The sequence below is a fragment of the Gemmatimonadota bacterium genome (genome assembly GCA_039715185.1).
GTDB lineage: Bacteria > Gemmatimonadota > Gemmatimonadetes > Longimicrobiales > RSA9 > DATHRK01.
The window spans coordinates 34339-51043 of sequence record JBDLIA010000008.1 but is presented as its reverse complement, the minus strand read 5'-3'; the positions used below and the strand labels follow the sequence as shown (position 1 = coordinate 51043).

The 16705-nt window shown below is 68.2% G+C and carries 14 protein-coding genes and 1 tRNA gene; 3 read left to right on the top strand and 12 right to left on the bottom strand.

Annotated features, from left to right (window positions below; genetic code table 11):
- Positions 1-9: 9 nt before the first annotated feature.
- Genes ABFS34_02915 through ABFS34_02890 form a run of 6 tightly spaced genes read right to left on the bottom strand, consistent with a single transcriptional unit; the run spans position 10 to position 5521 of the window.
- Positions 10-1179 (bottom strand): 2-hydroxyacyl-CoA dehydratase, encoded by a 1170-nt coding sequence (locus ABFS34_02915; GenBank protein ID MEN8374380.1) that lies wholly within the window; start codon positions 1177-1179, stop codon positions 10-12.
- Complete coding sequence (locus tag ABFS34_02910; GenBank protein ID MEN8374379.1) at positions 1176-1931, bottom strand: enoyl-CoA hydratase/isomerase family protein; 756 nt, start codon at positions 1929-1931, stop codon at positions 1176-1178. Before ABFS34_02910 ends, ABFS34_02915 begins: the two co-directional genes overlap by 4 nt.
- A 34-nt stretch (positions 1932-1965) precedes the next feature.
- A complete protein-coding gene (locus ABFS34_02905; protein ID MEN8374378.1) occupies positions 1966-2712 on the bottom strand; it encodes an SDR family NAD(P)-dependent oxidoreductase in 747 nt (248 codons plus the stop codon).
- Positions 2713-2737: 25 nt separating this feature from the next.
- A complete protein-coding gene (gene oah, locus ABFS34_02900; GenBank protein MEN8374377.1) occupies positions 2738-3832 on the bottom strand; it encodes a 6-oxocyclohex-1-ene-1-carbonyl-CoA hydratase in 1095 nt (364 codons plus the stop codon).
- A 20-nt stretch (positions 3833-3852) separates the two neighbouring features.
- Positions 3853-4908, bottom strand: a complete 1056-nt coding sequence (gene had, locus ABFS34_02895) for a 6-hydroxycyclohex-1-ene-1-carbonyl-CoA dehydrogenase (GenBank protein ID MEN8374376.1) — start codon at positions 4906-4908, stop codon at positions 3853-3855.
- A gap of 1 nt (position 4909) precedes the next feature.
- Complete coding sequence (locus ABFS34_02890) at positions 4910-5521, bottom strand: TetR/AcrR family transcriptional regulator (GenBank protein MEN8374375.1); 612 nt, start codon at positions 5519-5521, stop codon at positions 4910-4912.
- Between the two features lie 242 nt (positions 5522-5763).
- On the opposite strand from ABFS34_02890, the gene ABFS34_02885 reads away from it, so the two are divergent.
- Together ABFS34_02885 and ABFS34_02880 are read left to right on the top strand one after the other, a co-directional pair.
- Positions 5764-6684: an N-acyl homoserine lactonase family protein gene (locus tag ABFS34_02885; protein ID MEN8374374.1), complete on the top strand. Its 921-nt coding sequence runs from the start codon at positions 5764-5766 to the stop codon at positions 6682-6684.
- A 217-nt stretch (positions 6685-6901) separates the two neighbouring features.
- Positions 6902-6976, top strand: a tRNA-Val gene (locus ABFS34_02880).
- Between the two features lie 116 nt (positions 6977-7092).
- Here ABFS34_02880 and ABFS34_02875 read toward each other — a convergent pair.
- From ABFS34_02875 to ABFS34_02855, 5 genes are all read right to left on the bottom strand, one after another.
- Positions 7093-10188 (bottom strand): efflux RND transporter permease subunit, encoded by a 3096-nt coding sequence (locus ABFS34_02875; protein MEN8374373.1) that lies wholly within the window; start codon positions 10186-10188, stop codon positions 7093-7095.
- Between the two features lie 10 nt (positions 10189-10198).
- Positions 10199-11701 (bottom strand): efflux RND transporter periplasmic adaptor subunit, encoded by a 1503-nt coding sequence (locus ABFS34_02870; protein ID MEN8374372.1) that lies wholly within the window; start codon positions 11699-11701, stop codon positions 10199-10201.
- Positions 11698-12957, bottom strand: a complete 1260-nt coding sequence (locus ABFS34_02865) for a TolC family protein (protein ID MEN8374371.1) — start codon at positions 12955-12957, stop codon at positions 11698-11700. Before ABFS34_02865 ends, ABFS34_02870 begins: the two co-directional genes overlap by 4 nt.
- A 102-nt stretch (positions 12958-13059) precedes the next feature.
- The gene (locus tag ABFS34_02860) at positions 13060-13407 is read right to left on the bottom strand and encodes a hypothetical protein (GenBank protein MEN8374370.1); all 348 of its coding nucleotides are present in this window, start codon (positions 13405-13407) and stop codon (positions 13060-13062) included.
- A 343-nt stretch (positions 13408-13750) separates the two neighbouring features.
- On the bottom strand, positions 13751-14173 hold the full coding sequence (locus ABFS34_02855) for a hypothetical protein (protein MEN8374369.1): 423 nt from the start codon (positions 14171-14173) through the stop codon (positions 13751-13753).
- Positions 14174-14640: 467 nt separating this feature from the next.
- On the opposite strand from ABFS34_02855, the gene ABFS34_02850 reads away from it, so the two are divergent.
- Positions 14641-16359, top strand: a complete 1719-nt coding sequence (locus tag ABFS34_02850; protein MEN8374368.1) for a hypothetical protein — start codon at positions 14641-14643, stop codon at positions 16357-16359.
- Between the two features lie 75 nt (positions 16360-16434).
- Here ABFS34_02850 and ABFS34_02845 read toward each other — a convergent pair whose 3' ends face one another.
- Positions 16435-16659: a hypothetical protein gene (locus ABFS34_02845; GenBank protein MEN8374367.1), complete on the bottom strand. Its 225-nt coding sequence runs from the start codon at positions 16657-16659 to the stop codon at positions 16435-16437.
- Between the last annotated feature and the right edge of the window lie 46 nt (positions 16660-16705).

The following is a 16705-nucleotide window of genomic DNA, read 5'->3' as shown; positions in this document are numbered from 1 at the left end:
TCCCGCTCCTCAGTCGAACATCAGGTTCTCGACGAACGTCTCCAGCTGGATCTCCAGGTGGTCGAAGCTCGTCATGTTCTCCTCGAATTCGCTCACGAAGTACGGGACCCGGGCCTCGTCCAGGCTCCGCGTATAGGCGACCTGCTCCTCGAGTCCGGGCTCGCACATCTTGGCCGCCGTCACGATGGCCGCTTCTGCCCCGGCGGCGCGGATGCGCTCCAGGAGCATGTCCTCCTTCTTCTTCCGGTCGTCGTGCTGCACCGGCGAGTACGAGGAGTCCTCGATGTACGCCTCGGCCATGTTCGCCAGCAGGTCGCCGGTGGTCGGGATATCGCTGAGGATCCAGCGCATGCCGATCAGCAGATCATCGTCCACCACGTAGCACGAGCGCGCCACCGCGCGGATGAGGTCGAGCGGCGGCTGCTCGCAGAAGCCGCCCTCGTAGACGACGCGAATGCGGTCGGGTCGAGGCGCATCCCGCGCCCGGATCAGCGGCAGCGCCGTCTCGAGTACGGCGTTGTGGTCCTCGCGCCTCATCACGCCGCCCAGCGCCATGAGCGCGTACGCTTCGTCCGCGGAGATCTGCCAGGGGGTGTCTCGCTTGACGGCGTACAGATCCCTCAGCAGCGCACGATTCCGGTTGTAGACGCCGATCGAGGAACGCAGCGCTTCATCAGACACCGCGGTGCCGGTGGCCTCCTCCACCACGCGCTGCAGGCGCGCGTACTCGCCGCGCAGGTACGTGACCGTGTGGGCCGAGGCCGTGTTCTGCGGCAGGTACAGGATCTGGCACGGGTAGTCGAAGTTGCGACCGAAGATGCCGGCCATGTTGCGGGCGGCGTCGCAGATCGGATGGGTGACGAACAGGTCGAGCTCCACGCGTCCCGTGAGGGCGATCTCCAGAGAGGTCTTGAGGATCGAGCAGAGGTACGACCCGAAGCGGGAGTCGGATTGGAGTGGCTCGACCGGCGCCCCGCGCATGCGGAAGGGAAGGGCGCCGGCGGCGTGGGCGATCTCTTCCGGGAAGTAGACCTGGAAGTGTCCAACGACCTTGCCTCCAGCCTCTCGCCAACGGCTCACGGTGGGGAAGGAGTCGTCTTCGAGCAGCTCACGCGCGCTCCACAGCAGCTCCTCCAGCGACTCGGTGGAAAGCTCCGGGACGATCGGTTCGGAGGTCATGAATGGGTCCAGTGAGGTTGGCGTTTCTCCATGAACGACAGCAGGCCTTCGGCGGCGTCAGTCGTGCGCATCAGGTCCTCGAGGTAGATCCGGGACGCTTCGGTCATCGTTCTGTCGACCGCCTCCGCGCCGGCCCTCAGCGCTTCCTTCGCGCTGCGGAGCGCTGCGGCGCTGTGCGCAGAAATGGCATGGGCCAGGCGCATCGCCGCGTCGTGCAGCGAATCCACCTCCACCACGTGCGTCACCAGCCCTACCGCCACGGCGGAACGCGCGTCGATCGGTCTCCCCGTGAAGACCAGCTCGGCCGCGACGCCGGGCGGGACCATGCGCGGGAGCTGAACGCACGCCGCGGGAGGGATCACGCCCAGGCTGATCTCCGGCACGCCGAACGAGGCGTTGTCCGCGGCGATGACCAAGTCGGCGGCGAGCGCCAACTCCAGCGCGCCGCCCAGGCACCGCCCCTGCACCGCGCAAATCGTCGGCACGGGGAAGTCTCGCACGGCCCCGATCGTCTGCATGAACTCAGGGATCATCCGCTCGACGGTCCCGGGGAGATGCTCCTCGACGGATGCCCCCGAGGAGAAGTGCTTTCCCTCGGCCCGCAGCAGCAGGACCCGGAGCGTGCCATCCGCGGACAGCTCGGTCAGGGCGCGGCGCAGGTCCGAGAGGAGAGCCCGCGTCAGGATGTTGAGCGGGGGATCGCTCAGGACGACGTGGGCGATCCCTTCGTGGGTCTTCACGTCGATCGGCATTATTCGTCTACTCCCCGCCGCTCTCGGCGCGCCGTCATATGTACTGGCCGCTGTCTACGCGCAGGACTTCGCCCGTGACGCTCCGGGCGCGCTCGGAGCACAGGAAGACCACCGCGTCGGCGACGTCCCGGGGGCTCGCGAGTCGGTCCAGCGCGGCGTCGTCGAGCGCCCGGGTTACGAAGCTCTCCGGGAGTCGACGCGTCATTTCGGTCATGACCATGCCCGGGGCGACCACGTTCGCCGTGACTCCGAACCCTCCCAACTCGCGGGCCGATGACTTGATGAGCCCGATGAGCCCCGCCTTCGAGGCCGCGTAGTTCGCCTGTCCCGCCTTCCCTCGGAGCCCGTTGATGGAGGCCACGGCCACGATGCGTCCCCACCGCCGCTCCCGTAGCCGCGGGACGGCGGCGCGAACCATCGTGAAGCAGCCCTTGAGGTTGACGTCCACGACGTCGTCCCACGCCCGCTCCGACATCTTCCACACCACGGCGTCGCTGGTGATGCCAGCGTTGCACACGAGGACGTGGAGCTCTCCGAGCTGTTCGACGGCTTGCTCCACGGCGCGCGTCGCTTCCTCGACGTTCCGCACGTCGCACCGAACGGCGAGCGCGGAGCGACCTTCGGCGCGTATCTCCCCAGCGACCCTCTCGATCCCTTCCTCATCGAGGTCGACGAGGCACAGATCGCACCCCTCGAGGGCGAAGGCGCGCGCGATCTCCGCGCCGATCCCGCGGGCGGCTCCGGTGACCAGCGCCACCTTGCCTTCGAGGCCCATGTCCATGCGCGCCGTCTCCCTTACCCGCCGATCAGCCGTCGAACTGCGGCGAGATAGCCCGGATGAGCTCATCGTCCCACGGATGCCCCCGGGCTAGACGCTGCCGAAGTTCGATGAAGTCGACCTCTCGGCGGCCCTTGGGTCCCTCGTTGAACGCGCGGAAGCCGGCCTTCCCTTCGGTCATCATGTTCAGACCCAACCACTCGCGATTGGTGATCGCGTTCAAATCCCAGTGCTTCTGCTTGTGCTTGCGCAGGCTGTTGACCGTCTTCGACGTGCAGTCCGGCATCAGCATCAGGACCTTCGTGCACAGCGCCTCCACGGCCCGGTCCAGAAGGCTATGGTCGGTTGCGGCGTCGGCCATGATCGCCTTGGCGGCGACCAGCTCGTCTCCGGTCCTGAAATCACCGAAGTCGAGGGCTCCGAACGGCCCCAGGAAGCGGTCCGTCACGACGAGGGGGTTGGGAATCCAGTCGTCGCCGAGCTTGAGGACCGGGACGACCTCGTTGATCAAGCCGTAGAAGAGCGCCTTGTGTGCGCTCCACATTTCGCACAAAACGCCGCTTTCCATCGCCCTCGAGAAGCCCACGTAGAGCGGCAGGAAGTCGGTCGATCCTCCGTCGGGTGCGGAACCGTGTTTCGGGCCGGCCTGGCCGAAACGGGCGGTGTCGGCGGCGATGGTGAAATCGCACGCCATGCCGATCTCCTGACCGCCGGCGACCCGCATGCCGTTCACCCTGTTCACCACGGGCTTGTCGCACCGGAGAATGCCGTCGATCATGTCGTTGAACAGGCGCATGTACTGCTTGTATTCCTGCGGGTTGCCGGCGTAATACTCGGCGTACTCCTTGGTATTGCCCCCCGTGCAGAACGCCTTGTCCCCCACCGCGGTAAAGACCACGGCGACCACGCTCCGATCCATCGAGGCCTGCCGGAAGGCGAGGATCAGCTCCTTCACCGCTGCGGTCGTGTAGCTGTTGTATTGAGCCGCGTTGTCGAGGCTTATCCAGGCGTTGTGCAGGCCCTCGACCGGGGCGCCCGAGGGGTCGAGCGCCGGGCGGAGCTCGTACAGGATCTCCGAGAACTCTCGCTCGGGAACCAGCGTGTGACTCTTCAACTGCTGCATGCTCTCTCCTTGAGTCGGCATCAGCCGGCTCCGTCCGGTGTGAGGATCGCGCGGCGGCCGATCTCGTGATCCGCCACCTTGCGGATCACCGATGGCCCGTCGGCCAGCGGAAAGGTCTGGATGAAGGGGCGCAGCGCGATCTTCCCGCTGGTCACCAGCTCCAGCGCCGCGGGATACAATTCGGGCTTGCAGCCCCACGTGCCCTGCGCGGTCGCGTCGAACGCCATGAGATTGCTCAGGCGGACGTTCACCTTCTCCAGAGTGAAGCCCACGAGCATGAGCGTCGCCGCGTGGTTCAACAGCCCGAACGCGGTCTCCTGGCCGGCGGGATGCCCGGAGCACTCGAAGATCTTCCAGCCGTGCGCCGGACAGCCCCACCTGCTCGCGGCATCGCGGACCTGACTCCGGAGCTCCTTGAACGCCGCCTGGCTGGAGTCGACGCAGAGCGACGCTCCAAAGGAGGCGATGCGCTCGAGACGGACGGGTTCGACGTCGATGGCGACGACACGCGCGCCGAGCGCGGCGGCGATCTGCACGCAGTGCGCGCCGACGCCTCCCACGCCCACCACGATCGCCATGTCCCCTGGCCGAAGACCGCTCCGCACCACCGCCTGATAGGGGGTAGTCACGGCGTCCGCGACGACGGACAGCTCGGCGAGCTCCAGCTCTCCCCTGTCGTCCACCGTGCAGATGCCGCGGCCGGGCACCTTGATGTAGTCGGCGAAGCCGCCGTCCATGTCGTTGCCCGGCATCAGTTGGGACAGGCACACGTTGCCGCGTCCGGACAGGCAGAGGTCGCACGCGCCGCAAGGGATCACCGAAGGCACGATGACCTCGCGATCGAGCAGGTGGGTGAAGTCGCTTCCGGCGTCGACCACCACTCCGGAGATCTCGTGGCCGAGCGTGATGGGGAGGGGGTGCCGGGTGGGTACTCCGTCCCTCCAGAAGCCGATGTCGGTGTGACAGACGCCGCACCCGGCGACGCGCACGATGACCTCGTCGGCGCCCGCCGTGGGCTGCTCGACATCCAAGACTTCCAGCGGCGCCGAAGGCGCCAGCAATCGTACCGCCCTCATGTCACTCCACCAGCCCCCCTATGAGCAGATCCGCGAACTGATCGCCCAACTCGGTGCCGTCGATTCCGCCTGCGGGGTCGTACCAGCGCGCGATCCAGTTGATGGCCCCCAGGATCGCGAACACCGCGATCTTCGGATCCACGTCCCGGAACTCACCGTTCTCGACACCTCCGGCCACCAGTTCGCGTAGAACGCGCTCGAAGCGATCCCTGCCCGCGATGATTTCGGCGCGGCGCTCGGGGGAGAGGGCGGAGACCTCGAAGGCGAGAGGGGATCCCTCGAGCTTCTCCGTCATGACGCGCACGTGCTCGCGAATGAGGTGCGCGAGTTGTGCACCGTGCGAGGTGCAGCACGACGCCGACTCTTCGATCATCCGATCCAGCTCCGCCAACGACTCCTTGTGACAGGCGTAGAGGATGGAGTCCTTGTCCGGGAAGTAGTGGTAGAGCGCGGCCTTCCGAACGCCCAGGCGCTCGGCGATATGGTCGAGGGTGGTGGCGTGATAGCCCCGATCACGGACGGTCGCGAGGGCGGCGTGGAGAATCTCCGCGCGCCTCCGCTTCCGCTTCTCGCGAACGTGCGGTGAGACGGTCAACGTGGCTTGTCGAGACACAGGCCCTATCCTGTTTTGAACTCTTAGTAGATTTTTTACCTTCGGGTAGGATTTGTCAAGGGAGCGTCGGAGATTCGCGCTGCGGTGCGGGATGAGCAGTGGGCCATTCTCTCGAATCTGAGCCGTGACTGAGGGGTCTTCCCCCACATCGCTCTCAAGCAGAGCCCGACAGACCGTCGACTCGCCTTCATTTAGACTAAGCGCAGTTCCGAAGCTTACCCAGGGCCTGCAACTAATCGAAGATGGAGACCGTAGCCAAAGGACCCGACGCCGAGCCCAAGGAGGCGTTCCCGCATGGCCAACGTCAGATCCGGCGGGCTGCTGTCATCAGCACGGGCTGGGGTGAGGCGCACCGAGAGCACGTCCGGGGCACCAGGAAGCCCGCGCTCTGGTGGATTTTCGCGGGTCGGAGTTGGGTACGTCTGCCGATCAACGTCTATGTGATAGAGCACTCCGACGGACTGATCCTGTTCGACGCCGGCCAGGACAGGGCCGTCGTCACGGATCCCGACTACTGGCCCGATCGCGTCACCGCCTTCTTCATGCGGCACATCTTCCGGCTCCGACTCGGACCGGAGGACACGCTCACGGAGCGACTCGCAGCCGCGGGCTACGAGGCAGGCGACGTGCGCATGGCCGTCATCTCGCACCTCCACGCCGACCACGTCGGGTGCATCCGCGAGATCCCCCAAGCGGAGCTGGTCGTGAGCGCCGAGGCCTGGCAGCACATGCTCGGACCTCACCCGGAGCGGGAGATGGTTCTCCGCCGGGACATTGATATTCCCGGCGCGAAGTGGCGTCAGATCACGCTTCCGCCGACGAACGACCCGACGCTGGCTCCGTTCACCCGGGCATACGACCTGCTGGGCGACGCCTCGATGATGCTCCTGCCGACTCCCGGACACCTGCCGGGATCGCTTTCGATGCTGGTGAGGAGCGGCGGGAGACCACCGCTTCTGCTTGTGGGAGACCTCTGCTACTCCGTCGACATGCTGATGGAAGGCCGCCTCCCGGGCACGGGAGACCGGGAGACGCTTCTCGAAAGCTACAGTCGGGTGCGGGCACTGCGTGAGCGCATGCCCGACCTCGTGATCCTGCCCAGCCACGACCCTGAAGCCGCCGCCGCACTTCGCACCGCGTACCCCGATCCAGGCCGTTACTAGCGTGAGTGTGCCGGCGCAGAAAGTCCCGTGTGCACGGGGTTGGGCCCCGAGGCTACTGGTCCTCCGTGACTTTCCGTCCCTTCTGTCCCCTCGTCCTGTGGATTAGACTTGGTGGCGGCAGGGAAGGGGGTGTGCCGCCGGGACAGCCTACGTGTGGGCCCTAAAGGTGCCCTTACCCCCAAGGATCGATCACTCGAAAGGGTCGTAACTCGTTACAGGGCGCTTAGCTCAGTTGGTCCAGAGCGCCTGCCTTACAAGCAGGAGGTCACTGGTTCGAATCCAGTAGCGCCCATCGCGGAAAAGAAGCCCTCGCAGTTGGTTACGGTTGCGAGGGCTCTTTCGTCATTCGACAGTGAACGGGCGCGGTGTCAGCCGCTGGTGGGGAGCTGCCTGCGAGCCCGCCTCGGTTCACGTCCTGGGCCGAGCGTCCGCCACACCGTGGCGCAGGAACAGCACCGGTACCACCACCATGTTGAGCGCCAGCGAGGTCAGCAGGCCGCCGAGCACCACCACGGCCATCGGGCTCTGGATCTCGTTGCCGGGTTCGCCTCCCGCGAGGGCCAGGGGCAGCAGAGCCAGCCCCGCGGTCAAGGCGGTCATGAAGACCGGGTTGAGGCGCTCCATGGAGCCCCGCCACACGGCCTCCCGGAGCGATTCTCCCTCGCCCAGCAGGTGGTTGTAGTGGGATACCATCAGGATGCCGTTCCGGACCGCGATCCCGAAAAGCGTTATGAAGCCCACGAGCGTGGCGACGTTCAGCACTCCACCCGTGACGAGCACCGCGAACACGCCCCCCACGAGGGCCAGGGGCAGGTTGACCATCACGAGTAGGGCCTGCCGGATCGACCGGAACTCCATGTAGAGCAGCAGGACGATGGCGGCGAGCGAGAGCAGCGAGAGGAGCGTGATCCGCCGGGTCGCCTGCTCCGCCGACTCGAACTGTCCCCCGTACTCCACGTAGTAGCCCGGTGGGAGCCGGACCTCTCGGCCGACGCGGCCGCGGATGTCCTCGACGACGCTGCCCACGTCCCGTCCGGCTACGTTCGCCTGGACGACGATCTTACGCTGCACGTTCTCCCGCGAAATCATGTTCGGCCCGACGTCCCGGCGCACGTCGGCGAGGGAGGACAGGGGGACCTGTGCGCCCGTTGGAACGCTGACGCGTGCGGCCCGGACGGCCTCCAAGCTGCCCCGGTGCCGTTCCGCGAAGCGGACCACGAGATCGAAGCTCCGCTGCTCCTCCAGAACCTGCGATACCGCCTCTCCGGCGAACGCGACATCTATGGCCAGAGCGAGGTGCTGGGGGGTTACGCCGTGACGCGCCATGGCCGCGCGGTCCATCGTCACCCGCACCTGCGGTACGTCGGCCTGCTGCTCCACCGCGACGTCCGCCGTGCCGGGCACATCCACCATCGCCGCCTCGACCTCGGCTGCCAGCGCGCGCAGCTCCCGCAGCTCCGGCCCGAACACCTTGACGGCGATGCTCGCGCGAGTCCCCGAGAGCATGTGATCGATGCGATGGCCGATCGGCTGCCCGATGGTGATCTGCGTGCCGGGCACGGCACCCAGATTCCGGCGTAGCTCCTCGGCCACCTCCTCGTAAACATGGCCCTCGAGGTCCAGCCGCACGTCGATTTCCGCGGCGTTGGCACCCTGCGCGTGCTCGTCCAACTCGGCGCGGCCGGTGCGGCGGGCCGTTTCGACCACCGCCGGGTGTGCCAGCAGGATCTCCTCGACGCGCCGGCCGAGCGCGTCAGACTCGTCGAGGGACGTCCCTGGAAGCGTTATGGCACTGATGACCAGGGTGCCCTCCTGGAACTCCGGGAGGAACGACCGCCCCAGCACCGGCACGACGGCGACCGCGGCCAGCACCAGCAGTCCGGACCCCGCCATTACAGACACCGGCCGCCGAAGCGCCACATCCAGCGTCCGGGCGTAGCCCGCCTTGAGCGTGCGCACGACCCAGCTGTCGCGGCTCGCCTCGGTGGCTGCGGAGCGAGGCAGCAGGTAAGCGCTGAGCGCTGCCGTAACGGTCAACGCTACCGCTAGCGAGGCCATGATGGAGACGATGTAGGCCACCCCCAGAGGCTGGAGCATCCGGCCCTCGACGCCGCTGAGAAAGAAGAGCGGCACGAAGACGATGCCGATGATGAAAGTCGCTGTGACGATGCTGTCGCGGATCTCCCGCGCCGCCAGGAACACGACCGAGAGCGGGGGTTTCTGCTCGGCCTGGGGCAGGAGCGAGTTTTCGCGGAGCCTGCGGAAGGAGTTCTCCACGAAGATCACCGCGTCGTCCACCAGAGCGCCGATCGCGATGGCCATCCCCCCGAGGGTCATCGTGTTGATGGTGATCCCGAGGAGTTTCAGGGCGAACACCGCCGTGACCAGCGAGAGCGGGATCGCCAGGACGGATATGAAGGTCGTACGGAAGCTCCACAGGAAAAGGAACAGGATCACGACCACCAGAATCGCCCCGTCCCTCAGCGCCTCGAGCACGTTGTCGATGGCCGTCTCGATGAAGCTCGACTGTCGGAAGATCCCGCGGTTGATCGAGATGCCCACCGGCAGGCTCTCCTCGATGTCGGCGAGCGTCCGGTCGATACGCTCGGTCAACTCCAGCGTGTTCGTATCGGGCTGCTTCTGTATGGACAGGATTACGGCGGAAGAGGCGTTCGCCGAGCCACGGCCGATCGGCACTCCCGCTCCCACGCGTACGTCCGCGACATCCCGGATCAGCACAGGAGTCCCGCCACGCTCGGCGACGACCGTGGCGCCGATGTCCCCGATCGTCTGGACCCGGCCGGTTGCGCGGATCAGGTACTCCTGCCCGCCCTCCATGAACACCCCGCCTGAGGCGTTCACGTTCGAGCCCTCCGCCGCGCCCGCGACCTCCTCGAGCGTGACGTCGTAAGCGGCGAGGCGGTCGGGGTCGACGAGGACCTGGTACTGACGCACCTCGCCGCCGAGCGGAATGACCTGGGACACTCCCGGGACCGCGAGCAGCCGGCGCCGCACCGTCCAGTCGGCGACCGTGCGCATGTCCATTTCCGATGCGCCTTCATCGCCGGTGATAGCGATGAGCATGATCTCGCCCATGATCGATGAAATCGGAGCGAGCACCGGAGGCCCGGCCTCCGTCGGCAGGGTGGCGCCCACGAGCTGCAGCTTCTCGTTGACGATCTGACGCGCCCGGTAGATGTCCGTGCCCCAGTCGAACTCCACCCACACGATGCTGATCCCCTGCGACGTGGACGAGCGGACGCGGCGTACGCCGGTGGCCCCGTTGACGGCCGTCTCGATCGGGAAGGTGACGAGCGTCTCGACCTCCTCGGGGGCCATCCCGTGGGCCTCGGTGAGCACGGCCACCGTGGGCGCAGTGAGGTCGGGGAAGACGTCGACGGGCATCCGAACTGCGGTAATGGTGCCGGCCGCGAGCAGGAGGCCCGCCGCGCCGACTACCGGAAGCCTGTTCTCGAGCGACCACCGAACCAATGAATCGAGCATGGTGGCCCCCTCAGTGCGCGTGGCCGCCGGCGAAATCGCCGCCGGACATGGATGCCAGACGCACCTGATACGCGCCGGTCGTCACGACCATCTCCCCGCTGTCGATCCCTGCCACCACCTGGGTAACTGCCCCGTCGGTGGCCCCGAGTGTGAGGACTCGGCGCTCGAAGGTCTCTCCGCCCGCCTGCACATAGGCGACGGGTGTGCCGTTGTCGTCAATGATGGCGCGATTCGGAATCACGATCCCAGTGACGGCGTCGCCGGTGGGGACGGCGGCCTGGGCGAGCTGGCCGAAGGCGATCGGCCGGCCGCCGTCCGCCAGCAGAAAGGTCACCGGGACCGTGCGCGTCTCGGGATCCAGGACGCTACCGACGGAGATCAGACGCGCCGTCTCGTGGATCGCTTCATCGCCCTCCACCGTGAAGAAGGCCGTGGCGTCAGCCGGGACCGAGGCCGCAACGGAGGCAGGGACGTGAGCGCGCAGCCACGCGTTGCGAGGGTCTACGATCGTGAAGAGCGACTCGCCCGCGGCCACCCGCCCGCCGGGTACGAAGGCCCGGCGCGCGACCACGCCCGAGATGGGCGAGGTGATGCGCAGTAGGTAGTCTCCAGCCGTCCCCGAAGCCCCCAGGGACGCGGCCTGCGCTCGCGTCACCGCCAGGTCGTGGCGCGCTTCCTCGAGCCGCTTTTCGGCGATGGCACCGGCCTCGTAGAGGCGTTCCGCTCGGGCCACTTCGCGCTCGAGCCGCTCGACGCTCGCCCTGATCTGCGCGAAGCCACCCTCCTGAGTGGTGGGCGACAACACTGCCAGGACCTGACCCGCGCGCACGGTCTGCCCTACCGACGGCGCGCTCCTGTTAGCGCCGGCCGCGGCGATTCCATCGACGGGTGCGCTCACCAGCACGAGCGCGCCGTCGGGGGCGACGATCTCCCCGGGTGCCGCGACCGTACGCCGCACCGTTTCCTCCCCGACCGCCGTGACCGCGAACGGGATCTGCCACTGCTGCTCTTTGAGGAACGCGATGCCGCCGGCGGCCTCCTCTTCCGCTCGCGGAAGCTCCCCCTCATCCGCGTACACCTTCACCTCGGACAGGACGTGGCGGCTGCGAGCCTGCGGGCTCTCCAGGGTCAGCTCGACCGTGTACGTGCCGGGCCGCTCGACGACGGGATCGAGCAGGAAGATCCCGTCTCGGGCTACATCCGCGACGGTGAACCTCTGCGCGGCGGGGCCGTCCAGAAAGCGCACGGTCAGCGCGCCCGCCCTGATCGGCTTGAAGTCCTGCATGTCGGTCAGGTGGATCGCCCAGTTCCCCGTGGGCTCCCCCGCCAGGAGATGCGGGTATTCCAGGAACAGCTCCGTCGAGTCGTTCCACTGGGTCACCACCACGCTGCCGGGCTCATCGGCTTGGGGCTCCGGCGCCACGGCGCATCCCGCTGGAGCGAGGGCGGCAAACGCGATCGCCGCTACCAGCCTGCGGGCCGCCCGCCCTCCCTGAGGGCTCGCGTTCATCATCGGTCATCTCCTCGGTCCAACGAGCCGTCGAAGCCCCCGGCGGCACGTTCAATGTCGTAGTAAGCGGTCCACAGGTCCGCGCGCAGGCTCACCTCGGCGGTCTGCGCTTCCAGCAGGGCCTCCGCCGCATCGAACAGCGCGATCAACTCCAACTCTCCCTCCGCGTACGCCGCGCGAGCGATCGCCAGCAGGTCGGCGCCCTCGTCCGGTCGAGACTCGGCGAGCAACTCGACCCGCCGCCGCAGCGATCTGTAGGCCTCCAACGCGCGCCGCATATCGTTTTCGACCTGACGACGGACCAGGGAGCGGCGCGATTGTGCTGCTTGCAGGCGCGCGTCGGCTGCCGCGACCGCGCCGCCCCTGCGGTCCCACAAAGGCAGCGGCAGTGACAGCCCTAGAAACGCGCCTCCGAATCCGTCCGACTGCGTCTTGTAGCCCACCGTGGCCGTAACGTCGGGGATGCGCTCGCGGCGGACGGCCGTCGCACCCGCGCGCGCCGACTCGAGCGCGGCGTCCGCCGCGGCGATGTCGCTTCGCCGGGCGAGGGCGTCCTCCAGTACGTGCTCGGCGGCGATCGCCGGGGGCAGGCCGTCCAGAGAGTCGGCGGGCGAGAGTTCCAGGGCTTCTGCCACGGGCGCCACGAGAAGCGCCAGCCGCCGGCGCGCAGCTGACGCCTCGAGCGTGGCCTCCGCCAGCAGCGTCTCGTATTTGGCCCGTTCGACCCGGATTCGGCGGCTGTCGTAGAGCGAGATGTCGCCCTCGGCGTACCTGACCTCTGCGCTCCGCGCACCTTCCCGGAACACCGATGTCACGCGCTCCAACACGCGTTCCACGCGCTCGGCGCGCGCGGCTTCGGTGAATGCGCGCTTCACCTCGAAAGCGAGGCGGGAACTGTCCGCAACGAACCGCGCGACCGCCGCGTCTGCTGTACCCGAGGCCGCCGCACGCCGGGCCGCCCGTGCGCCGGGCCACTCCAGTCGCTGACTCAGCATGACGTACGTCTCCGAGTAGTCTTCGGTGCCGTCGGATAGGGGCTCGTGTGTGGTCGCGACGGCAGGGTTCGGGAACGCCGCCGCCTGACGCGCAAGCGCCATGGCTTCGGCCGCCTGTGCTCGCCCGAGACTGAGCTCCAGGCTGTTGCGCGCGAAGAGGTCCAGCGCTTCGGCAAGCGTGACGCGGCGCGGCTGCTGCGATTCCGCGGGCGCGGCCAGCGCGAGCAGGGCCGTAGCGGCGAAGATGGTCGATCGCAAAGTCATGTGCACGGGCCAGACTCCCGCAGTCGGTTCGTCCCTCACCGGAGGGGCGTATGTCGTTCCTTCACGGATGTACGGAGGTGGCCGGCCGGGTGGCCGGAGAGATCAGACGGTCAGGGGCGGGGCACGGGGAGCGACGGGCGGCGGGGCACGCCCGGTGGGACGAATGGGCGCCGTGACCGCGACCGGCAGCGGGACAGACGTCGTCCGCATGAGAAAGCCGACCTCGATCGCGTCGAAAACGACCAGGGGGCCGCTCGATACCACCCGCTCATCCTGCTCGACGAGCTCGCTGCCGTGCGAATGATGCAGGGGCGCGGCCCTCTGACCCTCCTCGCGCAGTTCGCTCGCGGCTACTTCGTGGTGGTGCGTGGGCAGTCCGGTGGCCAGAACCCCCAGTAGGGACAGTAGGCACCAGCACGCGGCCACGCGGGTCGTCCGACGGAATCGCATCGCGCCGATGATGACGGGCCGTGGCCGGCGAGTCAAACTCGGCAGACGCCCGGATGGTCAGCCCACGGGGTGGGTCGGTTCGAATGCGACCCCTTCGACCACCCTACCCGCTAGACGCGGTGCCAGCCGTGGTGACAAACTACACGGACGGGTACCGACGCCAGCGGACGCCGGGGACGCAGATAGCCAGGGTTGGCGCGGCGATCTGGCGTCTGTAGGATGCGCCGGTGTTGCCTTACAAGCAGGAGGTCGGGGGTTCGAATCCCTCAGCGCCCATGTCTTGCAAACGAGGCCCCCGGAAAGAAGCCGGGCTCGCCCCGACGATCTAGTGTGCGACGGTACACTAGTTCCGGCTCATCACGATCAGCAGCGAGGCTGCGGTCATACCGCTGCCGAAGTCGAAGGACGCGTCGAAGTCGTTCAGCGTCAGCACGTCGCCGGCCCTGACCGCGGTGAACGGTGTGCCGCTCAGCGTGAGCGTCGTGCCGGTCGAGTCGAGCGTGCCGGAGTCCGAACTCGTTCCTCCGACGCCGTCGTCGAAGACGGTGCTGGCGACGCCCGCCGCGTCCACCGTCAGGGTGAAGCTCGCTCCGTCCCGCTGGATCAGATCGACCTGGTTCTGTCCGTCGGCGTCGTCTGTCAACTGGTATATCGTGGCCGACCACGAACCCCGCAGATCCTGAGCCTCGATGCCACTGCCATCGTCGCCGCAGGCCGAGAGCACGAGCCCCGCCGCAGCTGCCATCCAGATCAAGCGCGTCTTCATGTGCAGATTCCCTTCCGGTCAGCGATTCATTCTCATTCGCGAGCAATGGTGTGCAAGGCCCGTTCCCTTGGGCCGAACCCCCGGAATGTCCCCTGGCGGAGCGGAATCAGGGCGAAAATGCGGCTTTGAGAGCGAGACCTGGTATCATGATCCCTGGAAGTTTTTTCAGAGCAGTTGGGAGAGGCCGCGATCCGCTTTGTCTCGGGGGCTCCGGTGCATCCTCGGCCCTCACGGACGGGGTTCGACCGTGTCCCAACTGATGTCCCGCGACTTGGCCAAACCCGGTGTCGTTGCCGGTGTCAAACCCTCTGTCGCGAGCAAGCGGGAGCGAGCGCGAAATCCCGTAAGTTGTTGTAAAATGGGCGCAGGCTAGCGCGAGCGAGCGCCCAGAGAGTGCCTTACAAGCAGGTGGTCGAGGGTTCGAATCCCTCAACGCCCATTCTTTCGACGCCTTCCTCGGACCGTTCATGAGGATCACAACTTCCCTGGCCGGCGCGGCCTTCGGTGTCGCCCTGGCCGCCTCCTGCTCGGGTGCCCAGACCCGGCCCCCGGCGCCGACCCGGCCGGCGCCGCTCCCCGCGGACGTTTCGCCGCCTGGCGCGGACGCGCTCGCCCCGCTCCTGGAGGGCCTCGGCCTCGGCGACTATCGGCGCTCGATCGCCGGGTGCGGCACCGAGGCGGTGGCGTACTTCGACCAGGGCCTGCGCCTGGGGTATGCCTACTACGCGGCCGAGGCGGCGGCGTCGTTTCGGGAGGCCATCCGCCTGGACGACGGCTGTGCCATGGCGTACTGGGGGCTGGCGCTCGCGCTCGGCCCGAACCCGACCAGTCGCTACCTGGGGATGCCCGATGACCCCGCCGGCGCCGCCGCGGCCGCGGCGCGCGCGGCGGCCGCGAGGGGCGGCGCCAGCGACGCGGACCAGGCGCTCATCGACGCCATGGCCGAGCGCTACGCCGACGGTCGGAGCCGCCCCGCGGCCGACTCCGCGTACGTGGAGGGGCTACGACGGGCGCGCGTGGCCAGCCCGGACGACCCGGACGCGGCCGCGCTGTTGGCGCAGGCCCTGATGATGCGCTCTCCGTGGACCTACTGGACGGCCACGGGCGAGCCGGCCACGGGGACCCAGGAGGCGCGGGAAGCGCTCGAAGCCGCGATCGCATCGGCCCCAGAGCACCCCGGCGCGCACCACTTCGTCGTGCGCTTGCTGGAGCGATCCCCCGAGCCAGAGTCGGCGCTGCCCAAGGCCGATGCCCTGCGTGGGCTGGCGCCCGGAGCCGGGCACCTGGTGCACGTTGCATCCCACATTTACCTGCGGACTGGGCGATACGTGCGAGCCATGCAGCTCAACCGCGCGTCGATCGCGGCGGACGCGATGCTGGCCGAGGCCTGGGGTGAGAGCGCCCCTCCCACGGACGGCGTTACCTATGGGCTTTCGCCGCTCGCGCACACGGCGCACGCGAACGACATCCTGTACCTGGCCGCACTGCGGCTGGGCATGGCGCCCCCTGCGCTGCGGTTCGCCCGGGACGCCACCGGCGTGCTTACGCCCGAGCGCCTGCGCGACGGCGTCACGCAGGCCCGCGCGGTGCGCGGCTGGCTCGCGCTGCGCCGGTTCGGTCGCTGGGAGGACATCCTGGGCACGCTGCCGCCGCCCGATCTACCGCCGTACGTGCAAGGTGTCTGGCACATGACCAGGGGCAGCGCTCTGGCGGCTCTGGGCGATGTGGACGGGGCCAGGGTCACGCTGGACAGCCTGCGGGCTGCTGCGGCCGGGGCGGCTGGCAGTGACCGGGCCATGGTCAATCCGGTGACGGACCTGCTCGAGATCGCCGGCTTGGTGCTCGATGGCGACATCGCCGCGGCGCTGGGCCAGTGGGACGCCGCCGCGGCGGCGTACGGCCGCGCGACCGAGCTGGAGGATGCACTGGGCCACATGGAGCCCTCGGACTGGCCCACGCCGGTGCGCGTGGACCTCGGCAGGGCCCTGCGCCAGGCCGGGCGGGCCGAAGAAGCGGAGCGCGTGTACCGCGAGGCGCTGCGGCGCGACGCCGAGAACGGCTGGGCGCTGTTCGGGCTTCAGCGCAGCCTCCAGGCGCAGGGGCGAGACGCCGAGGCACGCGCGGTCGAGGTACGGTTTCAGGCCGCATGGCGGGGCCGCTCGTCGCCCGAATCTGACGACGGCTAGGGGGGCCGCTTCTCCACGCAAAACGGCCGCTCCTTACTGGAGCGGCCGTCTGGTACAGCCGGTCAGCGCGAGTCCCTACCCCCCCGGACAACTGCCCGGATTGTTGGTCTCCACCGCGTTCAGGCAGTCCGTCGCCTGCCCGATGACCTTGGCAATCGTATCGCGAAAGTTGAGCAGCATCACCACGATCGCGAGCGCCAGAATGGCCAGCAGGAACGCGTACTCGGTCAGATCCTGCCCAGCCTCATCTAGCCAGAATGCCCTCGTATGGGCCACAATGCCCTTGGTGGGTACTGGCATCTCATCCTCCTTCGCGTCGGCCGGCCGCAAGCGGCACTAACCGAAC